This window comes from Planktothricoides raciborskii GIHE-MW2 (assembly GCF_040564635.1).
In the GTDB taxonomy this organism is placed as follows: domain Bacteria; phylum Cyanobacteriota; class Cyanobacteriia; order Cyanobacteriales; family Laspinemataceae; genus Planktothricoides; species Planktothricoides raciborskii.
In genome coordinates, this window is the sequence record NZ_CP159837.1 from 2082864 (window position 1) to 2098642 (window position 15779).

8 protein-coding genes are annotated in these 15779 nt (G+C 43.8%); all 8 read left to right on the forward strand.

Annotated features, from left to right (window positions below; genetic code table 11):
- Nucleotides 1-74 precede the first annotated feature (74 nt).
- Nucleotides 75-1154, forward strand: a complete 1080-nt coding sequence (locus tag ABWT76_RS08740; RefSeq protein ID WP_054464710.1) for a phage tail protein — start codon at nt 75-77, stop codon at nt 1152-1154.
- Between the two features lie 63 nt (nt 1155-1217).
- Nucleotides 1218-2681: a DUF4159 domain-containing protein gene (locus tag ABWT76_RS08745; protein WP_354635960.1), complete on the forward strand. Its 1464-nt coding sequence runs from the start codon at nt 1218-1220 to the stop codon at nt 2679-2681.
- Nucleotides 2682-2756: 75 nt separating this feature from the next.
- Nucleotides 2757-4772, forward strand: a complete 2016-nt coding sequence (locus tag ABWT76_RS08750; protein ID WP_354635961.1) for a cyclic nucleotide-binding domain-containing protein — start codon at nt 2757-2759, stop codon at nt 4770-4772.
- Between the two features lie 56 nt (nt 4773-4828).
- The gene (locus tag ABWT76_RS08755; RefSeq protein WP_190876985.1) at nt 4829-6790 is read left to right on the forward strand and encodes a cyclic nucleotide-binding domain-containing protein; all 1962 of its coding nucleotides are present in this window, start codon (nt 4829-4831) and stop codon (nt 6788-6790) included.
- 110 nt (nt 6791-6900) lie between these two features.
- Nucleotides 6901-9117 (forward strand): hypothetical protein, encoded by a 2217-nt coding sequence (locus tag ABWT76_RS08760; RefSeq protein ID WP_054464619.1) that lies wholly within the window; start codon nt 6901-6903, stop codon nt 9115-9117.
- Between the two features lie 112 nt (nt 9118-9229).
- Entirely contained in the window at nt 9230-12337 is a 3108-nt protein-coding gene (locus ABWT76_RS08765) for a transcriptional regulator (protein WP_190876987.1), read from the forward strand.
- Nucleotides 12338-12463: 126 nt separating this feature from the next.
- A complete protein-coding gene (locus ABWT76_RS08770; RefSeq protein ID WP_054464621.1) occupies nt 12464-13783 on the forward strand; it encodes a pentapeptide repeat-containing protein in 1320 nt (439 codons plus the stop codon).
- Nucleotides 13784-13885: 102 nt separating this feature from the next.
- Complete coding sequence (locus ABWT76_RS08775; RefSeq protein ID WP_054464622.1) at nt 13886-15607, forward strand: tetratricopeptide repeat protein; 1722 nt, start codon at nt 13886-13888, stop codon at nt 15605-15607.
- Nucleotides 15608-15779 lie beyond the last annotated feature (172 nt).

Here is a 15779-nt window from a genome sequence, read left to right on the forward strand (position 1 = left end):
TGGTTATTGGTTATTTGCTCCGAATAACCAATAACCAACAACAAACAACAAATAACCTTTTTACCAGTGATAAAATGACTCAAGCCCGCGACCTTTTACCATTGCGACTAGAACTGGTGCCGATGCAATTGCCATCTGGTCCAATTGAGCCAGTGGGAAGAGCGGCCCAGAGAAGCGATCGCCCTTTTCAAAACACATTACTACCCAGTGCGCCGAACCATGCTAACAACTATGCTGACAGCTATGTATTGCTTTATCCCGGTGAAAGCAGCGAACTGTTAGTAAGACTCAAAAACCATAATGCCCAAACCGTGCAGATCAATGCCCAGTTAGAAGGCAATTTTCCGGCTCATTGGTGTCGATTCAGAATGGAAGGAAATCAGGTGCCTGCCAAAGGTCAGATCGAAGGCGTCCTCTACTTCCAAATCCCCGGCAACTTCTTCGAGTCTAATGATACGCTTGTCACCCATAAAAATCCCCTAACTCTAGATTTTTATGGCCAAATTCATATTGACTATAGCTTAGACAATGACTTAGAAACTTCTCCGCTAACTATCACCCAGTCAGCCAGATTTTCCCTCTTTGTTCGCCCTCGGAGCCTTTATCTGAATTTTCTGCCTGAACTTTACCGAGAGGTAGACTTCATTGGTCGATTATTAAAGATTTTCGAGCAAGGATTTGAACCAGCGGTTAATCAATTAGAATCCCTTTGGGCTTATTTAGATCCTTTGACCGCACCGGAAATGCTGTTGCCGTTCCTCTCCCATTGGGTCGGATGGAAAATGGACGCTCGCTTGAGTTTAACTCGGCAGCGTTATTTAATTCGGCAGGCAATTAAACTATTTCATTGGCGCGGCACTCGCAGAGGCTTACGCCTTTATTTACATTTATATACGGACTTACCTTTAGATGAACATCTGCCCGAAGAGGAAAAACATATCAGTATTCAAGAAATTTTTACTCAAGGGTTTGTCCTAGGTTTTAGTCGTCTTGGTGATGATGCGATCGTTGGAGGCGGTCGTCCCTATCATTTTTTGGTGAGGCTGCGTCCTGAACCTGGTCAGCCGATTGACGAAGGCTTAGTTCGGGAAATTATAGAACAAGAAAAACCCGCATTTTGTACTTACGAACTTTTTATCGATTCGGCTAATTAATGTTATTATTTGTGATGAGTTGTTATTATTTATTAGTGATTCGGTATTCGTTATTTGCGGTATTTGATTCAACCACCAACCACCAACCACCAACTAACAACCACCAACCACCAACCACCAACCACCAACCACCAACCACCAACTAACAACCAACAACCACTAACCACTAACCAATTAATTATGAGTAAAGATTGGCCACCTCCGAATATCAAACCATTGACGCGGATTCAAGTTAGTGATGGGATGCTAATTAATAGTGCGCGATGGCAAATGGCTCATGAATATCATCGGATCCGCCAAAATATTCACTATCAATCCCTGAATCAGCCCGGTATTGTTTCCGATTTGGGTGTCTATGCCATTGAACCGCCCCCAGAAGTGACTCAACAATATCGCGATCGCCGTTGGGTGAAAATTCAACCAGGCATTGCCATTGATTTATTTGGCAATGTAATTGTGGTGAATGAGCCAGTTTCTTTTAGGATTACTTCAGAAGCCAAACAGCAACCGACGACCATTTATTTAGTGGTCAGTTATGTAGACCCCAATCAACTTCAAGGAACGGAAACCAATAACGATTTTGTCACCGAAACTTTTAGGATTGATGAACGGAATAGTCCACCCACAGATTTGGACGTGGAGATTTGCCGGATTCAGTTGCAACCTGGGGAAGTGCAAATTTCTAATCCTACTGATGTGTTTTACCCTCAACTCAATGAGTTAGATTTACGCTACCGGCAAAAAGCGCGATCGCGATCGCAGGGGATTGTCCGAGTTGGGGTCGTCACCGACAACAACCCGAACTTAGAAAAACAGCTTAGGGATTTTTCCTATCTGCTTCAGTCCCTAGACGCCTTATATCCCGCATTACAAGGGGCTGAAGAAATTGGTCAAGTCAGCTTACAATTAAATCCAGAAGAAGAAGAACAAAAACAGTTTAACTATGACCTAATTTATTTCAAATATAAAGAATCCCGTCCCCTCAAAGCTGAACAACTAGCCAGCCTGAAAAATTATTTAAACTCAGGGAGCGTATTATTCATCGAAGCCGCTATCAAAGACACGAAAATCGAAGACCTGATCGCCGTCAAAAAACAATTACAAGAGGCTTTAGGTAATCTGGGATCTTTAGATGCCGCAGATTTACAAAAATTCAAACAAGATATCAATAAAGAACTGCAAGCCGTTGACAAAGAACTGGAAAAAGAAGTAAAACAACTATCAATTGCCTTTGAAGATTTTGCCAAGCAGTTGGGGACTCCTTTAACAGCGATCGATCAATTTCCCCAACCTCATCCCCTGCGAACCCAGCCCTTCTTATTTTCTCAGCTTCCAGAAATTGACCATAACCCGATTTCCATCATGGTCGGTGGTGGAATTGTGATTGTGATTGGTAATTTATTAGCCGCTTGTGGACTGGACGATCGCTATTCTGTCTCCAGAGAAACTCTCCGCACCGCTCAAGAAATGGGCATTAATATCTTGCATTATGCATGGCGTCGTCGCCAAATTACCTACTTGGAATAATGGACAACGGGCAATTGATAATTATCAATTATCAATTATCAATTATCAATTAATCATTAATGAGGGAACATCTTTATGGCTTCGATCCGCAAAGTATTACCAACAATTCTGGTGTTGCAGATTAGCCTATCAATGGGTGTGATCGGTTGGATCTCCTATACTTCCGCCAAAAAAACGGTTTACGAACTCATTCGTCAATTGAGTTGGCAAGTCACCGAACATATCCATAATCAGGTAATGGCCTATTTGGATCCCTCACAAATGAGCCATCAACTGAGTCAAATTGTGGTTGATAATCAAAATTTAAACTTAAATAATTTTGATAATTTAGCGACTTATTTCTGGCGGATTGTTATCCAAGATTCTGTTTTTGAACCAAAAAATGATTCAGCCCAGAATACTTTGATAAATATTGCCGAAAATCCCCAGTTATATAACGAAACTGGTAACCTCTTAGCATCCGTTCAATATATCATGTTTGGCAACGAGAAAGGCGAGTTTATCGGCGTGGAAAATCAAGATAATGCACAACTTATCTTGAGGCTGAAAACACCGGGTAATTCTCATAGAATTACATATCAATTGAACAACCAAGGACAAAAAGTTAGAGAAATAATCCGAGAAGACTACGATCCTCGGCTGCGCCCTTGGTATCAGGCAGCTAAACAGGCGAGAAAATTAACCTGGAGTCCAATTTATAGCTCTTCTTACGATCAAACCAGTTTAAGAATTAACCCGGTCTTACCTGTCTATGATAACAATGGTTCATTGTTGGGGGTGTTTGGCATTGAAATGACCCTCCGACAAATCAGCGATTTTCTCAGTAATTTAGATATTGGTCAGAATGGCAAAGCATTTATTATTGAAAGTTCAGGAAAACTGGTGGCGACTTCAGCGAATGAAATTCTCTCCATATCGACACCAGAAGGGAACCAACGACTCAATGCGTCGGAGAGTAGCGACCCACTGATCCAGTCCACTATGAAAAAATTACTGGCAGATAATATGATGGAGGGAGCTACCAAGCAGACGCAATTTGAGTTAAAGATTGACGGGGATTACCAATTTATTCAAGTGAAACCTCTCGATCATCCGCATTTAGATTGGACTATTATTGTCGTGATTCCTGAAGCTGATTTTATGGGCAATGTCTATGCTAATTTGCGGATGATACTGTTCCTTTATATCTTGGTTTTAGGGATTGCGATTTTGTTGGGAATTATCACGTCACAATGGATTTTAAAACCTGTAGGAATTTTAAACCAAGCTGCCGGAGAAATTGAATCCGATCGCGAAGCGTGCCGGATGGCATTAGGTTTTAATTCCGAAACGTTGGCCGGGGTGAGCCAACGGCAAGATGAGTTAGGAGAACTGGCGCGAGTGTTTGTCGATATGTCTGACAAGATTTATGCCAGACAACAGCATTTAAAAAAGCAGATGGAGCAACTTAGCCAAGAAAAAAATTTAAAGAAAAAAGCCAATATTTTAATCAAACTATGTCAAGTTTATTATTTAAAAAAATTACTCAAAGAATCGAATAATATTAGACGGAAAAAAAACGATACATATCAGCAGTTAAACCTGCCAGACTTGCTTAAGTCAGTGAAGTTTTTTAACAATTTTTCTGCCCACGATATTCAAGAATTAATTAATATTGGTTATAAGACTACTCTAGGTGAAGGAGAATATATTTGTCGCGAAGATGAACCCGGTGATGCTTTTTATATTATTTTAGAGGGTTCGGTGGAAATTTATGTAGAAAAAATTAATAAGTTTTTAACCAATTTGTCTGCGGGGGCGTTTTTTGGAGAACTTTCTTTGCTGCTGGGAATTCCCCGGACAGCTACAGTTAGGACGACGGAAGAAACGATCTTGTTTGTGGTCGATCGCCTGGGGTTGCAAAAACTATTGCAAACTTACCAAGAACTCGCTGACCAGATTGCTGCCGAACTCCATAATCATAAGGCTGAATTAGATGAACGAAAAGAAATGCTGAAAAAATGGGGATTGCTTGATGAAAACGATCGCAGTTTTAGTGAAAATCCTTTAAGTTGGATTCGCCAAGTTATGACCGTTCGCTTTGGGGTTTAATTACGAGTAAAATACGAATAACCAATAACCAATAACCACTAACAAAAATTAAAATTATGGCTTCAATCAGAAAATTATTACCCACTCTTGTGGTGATCCAAATATTTCTGGCAATGGGGGTGACTTGTTGGCTTTCGTTTATTGCGGCGAGGAAAGAGGTTGAAGATTTAATCCGCAAGATTATTGTTCAAGAGAGCAACTTGGCTAAGTCTCAAGTGATAAAATACTTGGGAACGCCTCAGTTTTTCCAGAAAATGAATCAGATTGCGATCGCCAATGGCAATTTAGATGTGGAGAATTTTCCCAATTTAGAGCGCCACTTTTGGCGTCAAGTTCAACTAGGCCAGACCCCCGGATTCGCGGGGGCTGGCTTTGAACCCGATGGTGCCGGGGCGATGAAAGAACAAGGCATTTCATATATCTTTTATGGCAATGCCCAAGGAGATTTTGTTGGAGTTGAGCGGCAAAAAGATGGTAAAAGCTTAATGCGAATCAGAACCCAGGAAACGGCACCCCTGCGGGTATTTTATGAACTGGATGCCCAAGGCAAGCGCAGTCCCGAAATCAGACGACAAGAATACGATCCGCGAACACGACCGTGGTATAAAGCGGCTCTTAGGGAGGCTAAGGGCAGCAGAGGATTGATCTGGAGTCCGATTTATGCTTCCGCAAGGGATCAGAGTTTGGGGATTAATTCCGTTCTACCCATCTATGATAATAGTGGCGCTTTACGTGGGGTCATGGCGGCTGAGATCACCCTCGCGCAAATTAGTGAATTTTTGAGTGGTTTAAAGACCAGTCAGATGGCCAAAGCTTTTATTATTGATGGTTCAGGAAAAATGGTGGGGACTTCCGTGAATCAACCTCTTTCCACCGAAGATGGTCAACAAATTTTAGCCACGAAAAGTGGCGATCCAATGATTCAAGCGACGGCCAAAAAATTATTGTCTGATTATAAAATTTTGCAAATCCCGCCAAAACCGGAGCCGTTTTCTTTAGAAATTGATGGCGATCGCCTATTTGTCCACGTCAGTACCCTGCAAGAACTCGATCTGGATTGGCTGATCGTTTTAATGATTCCAGAAGCGGATTTCATGGATGATATCTATGCTAATACCCAGATGACTCTGATATTAGGTTTTGCCGCTTTAGGGGGTGCAGTGGCTGTGTCTTTGATTACTTCCCGATGGATCGTTAAGCCCATCTCACTTTTGGACAAAGCAGCCCAAGAAATTCAGGCGGAAGAGTTTCACCCTGAAACCTTGGTGCCTGTACTCAAACGGGATGATGAACTGGGACAGTTAGCACGAGTTTTTCAAGAAATGGCGGTCAAAATCTATAACCGAGAAAAAGGCATGAAAAAACAGATGGAGCAACTCCGGCTTGAGCAAGAGGAAGCCAAAGCAGCTACTCAATTAGCGACAATTAATCAAAAGTCTTATGTGCAAGATTTGTTAAGGCAAGCGCAAAAACTGCGAAGTAAAACTGAAGAATATCAAGCTTTAAATTTGGCCGATTTATTAAGAAAAGTTAAGTATTTTCATAATTTTTCCGAATCAGATATTCAAGAAATGATTAATATTGGCTATAAAAAACTTATTAAGGAAGGAGACTATGTTTGTCGCGAAGATGAACCTGGGGACGCTTTTTATATTATCCTCACGGGAACCGTAGAAATATATGTGGAAAAAATTAATAAATTTTTAACAACTTTATCCGATGGTACTTTTTTTGGCGAACTCTCTTTATTGTTGGGAATTCCTCGGACGGCGACGGTGCGAACCACTACGGATACTCTGTTATTTGTGGTGGATCGCGATGGGTTGCAAACTTTATTACAGAACTATCAAGAACTCGCTGACCAAATTGCTCTGGAGTTGCACAAACATAAGGCAGAGTTAGATGAACGTCAAGAAATGTTTAAAAATTTGGGTTTAATCGAAGAAAATGATAATAGTTTTAATGAGAATCCTTTGAGTTGGATTCGTAAGCGAATCACTACACTATTTGGGGTGTAATCCCTTTGATTATCGCTTTGGTCATCCCAACATGACTGTTATTGGTTACTTGTTAACATCATTTTATAATAACAAATAACAAATAACAAATAACAAATTTGGTGTGAAATATGGCGGAAAAACTGATTAGTACGCAGGTTCAGCAACGGGAAATATCATTTAAACCGGGAGGCTCCCCGGCAGAGTTGATGGTGGGGGTGATTAATTGCAGCGATCGCTTTGCCTCCTTTCAACTGGAATTGATCGCTGCCGGGATCGAATCTCAGGAAAAAGCCTCTTGGTATAGTCTTTCTCCAGAAGTCAGCACCAAAAAACCCCCTGGTGCTGCTACGGAGTTTAGAATCGCGATCGTCGCTCCTCCCACTCCCGGTTTTATCGGCATGATGAACTTAACCGTCCGGGTATTTTCTCTGGAACTGGGGGGAGAAGACCGGCAAATTATCCGTTTAATCGTGGAACAAGGAAGTAGTTCGGTTCCTTTGGTGCTGGAATTGCCGATGTCTCAGTTTCAGGCACTTCCCGACTCTCATCTAGAAATCCCGGTGCGAGTGACGAACCCTACCCAACTTTCGGTGAATGCGGTGGTGCGCTGTTTAGGCTTGGAATCCACTTGGTTTCCCGATGGTATGGAACGACAATTACAAATTGCCCCTGGGAAACAAGGACAAACCAGTTTTTCCTGTCAATTACCCCCCACCTCCCAAACCCTGAGTCAAGTCTATGGTTTTAAGGTGGAAGCTTCTCATGCCAAGGGTTCGCCAGCTTTGGCCGAAGGCTATATCGAAGTCCTCCCAGCGGGATATGTGGAGTTTAATTGCGACCCAAAGCGACGACAAATTCCCCCAGAACGTTCTTGGTTGCAGACTTGGTTGCCCAGTTGGCGATCGCTGCCCGTCACCTATCAAGTAGCTGTTGAAAACGCCAGTAATCTTCAACAGCAAGTCAGTATTCAGATGGTGGGCGAAGACCTGCCCAACTGCACCCTAGAACTATTTCCAGAACAAGAAAATATCGCCCCTGGAGAAATAAAACCCTTAGAACTGCGAGCCTGCAAGCGTCGCCCTTGGTTCGGTTGGGTACAAAAACTGATCTTGCAAGTCGGAGCAGTAGTTTCGGACAATCGCGTGGATGTCCGCAATGATATCCAAGTCCTGGAACTTGAAGTTATGCCCGTCATTCCTCGCTGGCTTCAAGGTAGTGGACTATTCCTGATCTTTTTGGTGATCGTTTTGGCGTTTCATTTAAACCCCCAAGGTCACAAAAGCGCCGTGAACGCTGTCCAGTTGAGCGGACTTGCCGACTGGGTTGTGAGTGGGTCGAATGACCAAACCATCCGCACCTGGAGGGTGAAGGGAAATCACCTCGACGATCAAGGGGAGTTTGCTAAGTTCGATAAAGCGGTGCGAACGATTCGCTATCGCCCTCGTGATAATAATGCGATCGCCGTCGGACTGGAAAACGGTGAGATTCAACTCTGGGATTTGTTATCATCTAAGGGGAATAGGAATCAACCGCGACAAGCGATCGCCACTTTTTCTTATCAAAAAGCTGACCGGGTTTTATCTTTGGAATTTAGTGCTGACTCCCGCTACCTATTTAGCGGTCATGGCAGCGGTTTAGTCTTCCAGTGGGATACCGATCCCCAAATACTCCAGCAAAGCCAACCATCCGCTGACACCTTCGAGTCCAGAGATATTATTAATCGACCGAACAATCGGTTTAATGCCGGTTTTGCCGTATATGCCCTGGAGTTGGTTGGTTCCGATCGCCAAACCCTGGCGATCGCCGGTCAATATAACAACCTGGTGTTGTGGAATCTTGGCAACAACAGCCGTCAAAACCTGCCCTATCCTGTACCGGGCAGTCAAGAAGACTATATTTTCAGTATCGATACCGCTGCATCCAAGCCCAATCTCTTAGCTACGGGCGATCGGCAGGGATACATTACCCTCTGGGATCTCAACCTTTGCATGGCATCCCCTCAAAACTGCCAACCCATCGATCGATGGTCTAGCGGACATCAAGATCAACCCGTACAATCCGTGGCTTTAACTGCCGACGGTTGTCACCTGGTCAGTGGCGGTGCCGACGGGCGCATCATGCTTTGGCCCTTGACCCAAGCTGGTCGTCGTGCCAAACCAGAAGGATATCCCGTCAAGCAGGCAAAAAACAAGGCCAAAAACAAAGAGATTATTAACAGTATTGACGTGAAACGGGTGGGGGATTATATGTTGATTATTAGTGGTAGCAGCGATCGGCAAGTTCGTTTTCAACGCCTACAACGCAAAACCATCGATCAAAAAGTCGCCCCAGGCTGTGGCTCTTGATTCCCTCCCCTGCTCCCTCGCTCCCCCCTCGTTCCCCCCCCCGCTCACCGTTCCTTCCCGCTCCCAAATAACAAAGAACCAATAACCAATAACAATATATAAGGAGAGACTAATGACCATTCAGCCCTTGAGCGCCCCTCCGGAGGAGATGAATGGCTTGAGCGTAAACAGCCGTCCCGGTCATTCTGTGGGCAGTCCCCTAGGAATTATCCGAAATCCGTCTGGACTCGCAACGGTCATCGCTGGAGACGAAGACGGTCTAAAACTCAGCATCACTGTCACCAATCAAGGTCCGATTAGTGCCTTGATTGATATTTATATTGATGAAAAATCTCAGCCCGTCCGACAATGGTGTGTCTCTCCTCACGAATATCTCGCCCTCAACCCGGGACAGTCCAGTGAGGTGGTCTTAAAAATTAAAGTCCCGGACAACGCCATTCCCGATACCTACGATTATCTGCTGGTGGTCGATGCCCAACAGCATTATCCAGAAAATACCCCCATCTATCACCGGGCTAAACTGCAAGTTATGCCGTTTGTGGAGGAAGCTCGCACCGCCACCGATGCTACCTTCACCCTTCAACCTGCCACCAGTTCTCTGCAACCGGCTATGTTGCAACGGGGAGAACAACTGGAGTTAAAAGTTACGGTTCACAACCGATCCGACCGTGTGGATCGCTTTCGTCTCACTTGCCCGGATTTAGACTCCAAATGGTTTCGGGTGATCTATCCTGAAGGTTTGCCCCTAGCGGGCATTATTACCAGCACCCAAGGACTCGAACTCAACCCCGGAGACAAGGGAGATATTTTATTATTTTTAAGTCCACCCATGACCGCTTGGGCGGGAATGTACGCTCCAACAGTTCGGCTTTATTCAGAAAATAATCCCGATCTCGTATTACTAGATGTCGTTTATCTGGAAATCGCCGAATTTCACCTGATTACGGTAGATTTTATTACCTTGGTGAGTAAGGTAAAAAATCAAGCCGGGTTGTTTGAACTGCGCTTTCAAAATTCCGGCAATACCATTAGAGAAATTGATATTTTTGCCAAAGATGCCGATGAAGATAACATCTGCACTTATACCGTTGCGCCGTCAAAAGTGCGCTTGTCTCCCGGTGGTTCCGCGATCGCTGGAATTCAGGTAAAACCCACCAAAGGACGCCGCCCTTTTTATGGGCGAATGCTCAACTTTGTGGTTGACCTGGAAGATACCCAAAAGTTGCCCTTGCTGACGAATCATTTCCAAGGGACTTTGATGTGGGAACCCCGTCCTTGGTGGCAATTTTTACTCTTAGTTTTCCTGTTAACGGGCAGTTTAGCCGCCCTGATTTACTTCATTTTTTGGTTAATCACTAAACCACCAATTAAACCAGAGATTATTGAATTTTCTCCTGAACCGATTAAATATAAAGAAATTAATAATGATGCAATTCGCTTGAATTGGCGCATCGGCAATCCGCAAAAAATTGAATATATAAAAATTACGGGAATGTCCCCAGATGGCTTGGTATTAAGTGGGCCGTTTGTGTATGATTTGAGCCAGAAAACTCTGCCAAAAGAACTCCAAGATTTTTGTGTCCCAGAACCTCAACTCACTTGTCAAAATGTTTGGACTGATGCCCGCAAATCCGGGGACTATATTTTTGAAATGACGGTGATGCCAAAAAAAGGCAGAAAAGCCGTAGAACCCGTTACCCTGAGAACAACTTCGGTGCGGATTGAAGCAATTCCTGTTCCCCAAGCTGTTCAAGTTGAATCTACCCAACCTATTTATCAACAAGGAGGAAATCAAGGCAGGTCTTTATTAGCAGTTCCGGCCAGTATTCCCGGCACCGGGCAAAGTATCGGCCAAAGTTCTGGACAAAGTTCTGGACAAAGTACAGACCAAAGTATAGGCGATAGCGCATCCGCGCCGCTTCGCGATCGCATCTTACTCAATTGGCGCTTAAATAATCCCAATCAAATTAAACAATTGCGCTTAATGGGATTAAACCAAGAAGGCGTCATTCAAACTCAAAAAACTTATGACTTTACTCAGGGAATGTCCCCTGAATTAGAGCGCTATTGCCAGAAAAATCTGGATAGCACGGTTTTGACTTGTGAAAATGTACCCACGGACGCGAAGGAACCCGGACTTTATATGTTTGAACTCCAAGTGATTCCCAGCATTGGGGATGGCTCACCGTCGGCAGTGATTAAAACTAATGCGATTCAAATTAAGGGTATTCCTCAGCCGAAGATTGTCGAATTTGCTCCCAGTCAACTGGTGTATGAAGAGGTGAAGTTGAAAGCGGCAAATTTGGCCGCGAATCAAACTCCCGCAGCCAATACGGTCACTCCTAAAGTTAATAGTATTCTGCTAAATTGGCAGGTGGAACAGGTCAGTCAAGTTCAAGAGATAGGACTGATAGGGCGATCGCCGGATGGTCGGGTGAATAGTCCCTTACAACGTTATGATTTTACCCAAGGAATTCCGGTAGCTTTAAAAGACTATTGCCGCCTCAGTGGGCCGCAACTTGTGTGCAAAAATGTCCCCACGGGAGCCAATCAACCGGATGATTATATTTTTGACTTAATTGTCTTACCCAAAAACGCTCAAACCCAAGAAGGCATTACCACCAAAAAAACCGAAATTATTAAAATTATACCGGAACCCGTGCCAATTAATATTCTGGCATTTAATATTAATGGACAAGCCGCCGCACCGAAATATATTTTTGAAACTCAACCGAAAACAAAACCCATTGTCCTGACCTTATTCTGGCAAGTCAGTGGGGGTCAAGATATGAAAGTAGAGATTTTGCCCGCCCCGGGCAGTGTCTCGCCCCAGGGTTCTGTCACCTATCCCGTCACCCCAGACCCAGGGCAAGAAACCATTACCCTGAAAGTCACCAATGCTCAAGGTCAAGAACTAACCCGCACCGTGGCCATTCAAACCTTAGCACCGCCGCCACCACCGCCACCGCCTGCGCCCCCTGTAGCTGCCACTCCGGGCGGTGCAGGAGCCGCTGCGGGTGTTCCTGGGGCAGCGGGTGTTCCTGGGGCAGCGGGTGTTCCTGGGGCAGCGGGTGTTCCTGGCGTTCCCGGTACGCTGGAAGTTCCTGGAGTTCCTGGGGCGGCGGGTACTCCAGGGGCGGCTGGTGAGGAAGAAAAAGAACCGCCAACCCCGGATAATACGCCTTTAGCACCCGCAGAAATTAATCCTCAATTTAATTAGTTATTTGTCTGTGGATAAAGTTTAAGGTTTTGGGGTTTTTTTACCACAGAGACACAGAGAACACAGAGGATGGAACGAGTGACGAATAATGAGTAACAAAAAAAAATTAAACGAAAATTTTAAAAAATGAAGACGATATTATGTCAGAAGAAAATAGAGCGCGATCGCCTCATAAATATACTCCAAAAAATAGGGGCGAGTCTCACTTTTTTGCTCGTATTTTACATATTTTATTACCTATTTTATTTTTCGGAAACCGCTCTGGCTGCCCGAAAATCTGACCTACAAAAACTCCGCGAAACGCGAGTTTGTACGGAATGTAGTTTAAGAAATGCTGACCTAGCAGGCGTGGATCTCAAAGGCGCTAATTTAGAGCGATCGGAAATGATTCGCGCTAACCTGAGAGAAACAGATTTAGGGGGCGCTAATCTGAAATTGGTTGATTTAAGATTAGCAAATTTACAGGCGGCAAAACTGGAAGCCGCTGATTTAAGTGGGGCGCATTTAGCCGAAGCCCAACTATCAGCAGCTACCTTATTTCGGGCGACTTTAGTTCAGGCAATTATGGAGGAAACAATTCTCAGAGAAACCAATTTAATTGGCGCCAATTTATCCCAAGCCAATATGACCAAAGCGCAGTTAGAAACGGCGCAGTTAGAAACAGCAAATCTGACCCAGGCAAATTTACAAGAAGCTAATTTACAACAGGCGGTATTAAAACAGGCCAATTTGACTCAGGCTAACTTAGCCAATGCTAACTTAGAAATGGCTAATTTGCAAGGGTCAGATTTAAGGGGTACTAATTTGCTGGGGGCAAGTCTTTGGCGGGTTAATTTTCAAGATACTATTATTAATAATGATACCATGATTGAGTCTTTATGGCTGAATTATTGGAGGATTTCTAATCAAGATTTAACCAGCAAAGACTTGAGTAAAGTCGAAATCCCTGGAGTGAATTTACAAGGTAAGAATTTATCGGGAATTAACCTGAGTAATGCCAATTTGCTGGGGGCTTATTTGTTTATGAGTAATTTACAAAATGCCAACCTCAGTGAGATTAATCTCCAGGATGCTAGTTTGCATTATGCTAATTTAAGCAATGTCAATTTAATGGCAGCAAATTTATTAAGTGCTGATTTACGTCGGGCGAATTTGTTAGCAGCAAACCTAAGTAAAGCTAATTTGAATTCGGCGTTGATGGTAGCGGCTGATTTGCGTAATTCTACGGTAGAAGAAGCGGATTTAAGTGGGGCGAATTTAGACTCAGCCCGGTTAGCTGGGGCAAATTTAGCTAGGGCAAATTTGTCTGGGGCTAATTTAGAAAATGCTGATTTGAGTGGGGCGAATTTGTCTGGGGCTAATTTAGCGGGGGCTAATCTAAAAAATGCTAAGTTATGTGGGGCGATCGCTCCTGATTTTAGCCCTATAACTTGTGATAAGGACTAGAAACCGGGTTTCTTGTTTGAATGCCAGCGTTAACTTTGATATCCACAACAGAAACCCGGTTTCTGTGTCCTGGGGGAGAAATCGGGGGTAAGGAGAAAATTTATGAATAATCAACAAGGGTTACAAACCCAATTACCAACCAAAAGTATATTCAGCATATTCAGAAATCCATTATTATTTTTCTTGGTCAGTTCTTCCCTGTTGGGCGGCATCTTGGTTTTTGCTAAGAATTTGCGGGCTGAAGATTCAGTCGAGAAAACTTTCGATGAGTTAGCATTAGTTTGTGGCACTTGGTCAGACCCAGAAAAACGGGCAGAGGCGATCGCTGCTTGTAATCAGGCAATTAATCAAAATCCTCACGATCCACTGGTATGGACCGATCGCGCTGATGCTTTATTTGCGGAAAAACAATATACCGAAGCCCTGTTATCTTATCGTCGAGTTTTGGGAATGGAACCCACTAATTCCCCAATCATGGCTAAAGAATGTGCGACTTTATCTCAGTTAAAAAAATATACTGAGGCGATCGCGGTTTGCGAGAAAGCTTTAAATATCGATCAGAATTGGCAAGACACCAGTCCGGCGATCGCTTGGTATAATCGTGGGGTAGCTTTTCGGCAATTAGGTAATATTGAACAAGCCCTCTATTCTAATGATTGGGCATTGCAACTAAAACCAGATTTTTCTCTTGCTTGGGCAGAACGTTGCACGGTTCTCGCGGATTTGGGCAGCTATTCTGATGCTTTAAATGCTTGCGAACAAGCGATTAAAACTGACCGAGAAAACGATCCTAATACTTTAGCAACTATCTGGGGAACCCAGGGGTTATTGTTTAAACAGTTGAAATATTACGATGAAGCCCTTAAGTCTTATAATCAAGCTTTAGTATTGAATCCGAAAAATGCGGAAAATTGGACGGAGTACGGCAATATTCTCGGTATTTTGGGTCGCCACGGGGAAGCGAGTACCGCTTATCAATGGGCACAGAAAATTACTCCCCAATCTTCTTTAGTTTTGACTAATCAATGTGCCAATTTGAACCGATTAGGCAATTATGAAGAAGCCTTGAAAGCTTGTGATCTGGCCCTCCAAGAAGGGGATGGAAATTGGGGTGAATATGGGCCGGCAATGGCTTGGAGTCAGCGGGGTAATGCCTTGACTGGATTGGGTCGTTATGAGGAGGCTTTGACCTCCGCAAATCGGGCATTGGCAATTAATCCTAATTACCCGGATGCTTGGAGTAATCGCAGTGCAACTCTGTGGCATTTAGGCCGATTTCCTGAAGCATTGGCTTCTACAGAACGGGCGATCGCTCTTAAGTCGGATTCGTCTTTGGCTTGGTTTAATCAAGCGAGAATTTTAACTACTTTGGGACAGTATGAAGAGGCAATTTCCGCTTATGAATTGGCTATTCAAGGAGATGCGAATATTGGCGATCGCCCTAGTTTAGCGGAAATTTGGGTGAATCAAAGTGCGGTGTTTTTACGCTTATCCCGCTATGGGGAAGCAGTGAGTGCAACCCAACAGGCGATCGCTCTTGATGGGACATTTTCCCAAGCTTTTTATAACCAAGGTTTAGGGTTCATGGGGCAAGGGCTTTATGAAGATGCGGTTAAAGCTTATGAAGAGGCGATTAAAATCGATCCGCAAAATGCCGATTTTTGGGCTGGCAAAGGGCTGGCTTTTCAATATTTAGAAGCATATCCAGAGGCGATCGCGGCTTTTCAGAAAGCCCTGGAACTCAACCCTAATCATGCCCAAGCGAAGCAAAACCTAGAATTTGTGCAATATCAGCTAAAGAAACAAGCGGAGAAAAAAGCATAAAGAAAAAAACAGGGTTTCCTTTCTCACAGAAACCCGGTTTATGGGTTTTATGAGAAAAAACTTAACATTACATTTAACATTACGAGAAAAAGCTTAACAAACTTTCTGCGATCGCGCCGCTTTAGGGGAACTATAATCATAGTCAGAATCAGGCTCAAAGTAGAGTCGCAAG

What these genes read in the sequence shown, in the direction of transcription:
- ABWT76_RS08740 (WP_054464710.1), top strand. Translation starts at nt 75, where the DNA reads ATGACTCAAGCCCGCGACCTTTTACCATTGCGACTAGAACTGGTGCCG.
- ABWT76_RS08750 (WP_354635961.1), top strand. Translation starts at nt 2,757, where the DNA reads ATGGCTTCGATCCGCAAAGTATTACCAACAATTCTGGTGTTGCAGATT.
- ABWT76_RS08755 (WP_190876985.1), top strand. Translation starts at nt 4,829, where the DNA reads ATGGCTTCAATCAGAAAATTATTACCCACTCTTGTGGTGATCCAAATA.
- ABWT76_RS08760 (WP_054464619.1), top strand. Translation starts at nt 6,901, where the DNA reads ATGGCGGAAAAACTGATTAGTACGCAGGTTCAGCAACGGGAAATATCA.
- ABWT76_RS08765 (WP_190876987.1), top strand. Translation starts at nt 9,230, where the DNA reads ATGACCATTCAGCCCTTGAGCGCCCCTCCGGAGGAGATGAATGGCTTG.
- ABWT76_RS08770 (WP_054464621.1), top strand. Translation starts at nt 12,464, where the DNA reads ATGAAGACGATATTATGTCAGAAGAAAATAGAGCGCGATCGCCTCATA.
- ABWT76_RS08775 (WP_054464622.1), top strand. Translation starts at nt 13,886, where the DNA reads ATGAATAATCAACAAGGGTTACAAACCCAATTACCAACCAAAAGTATA.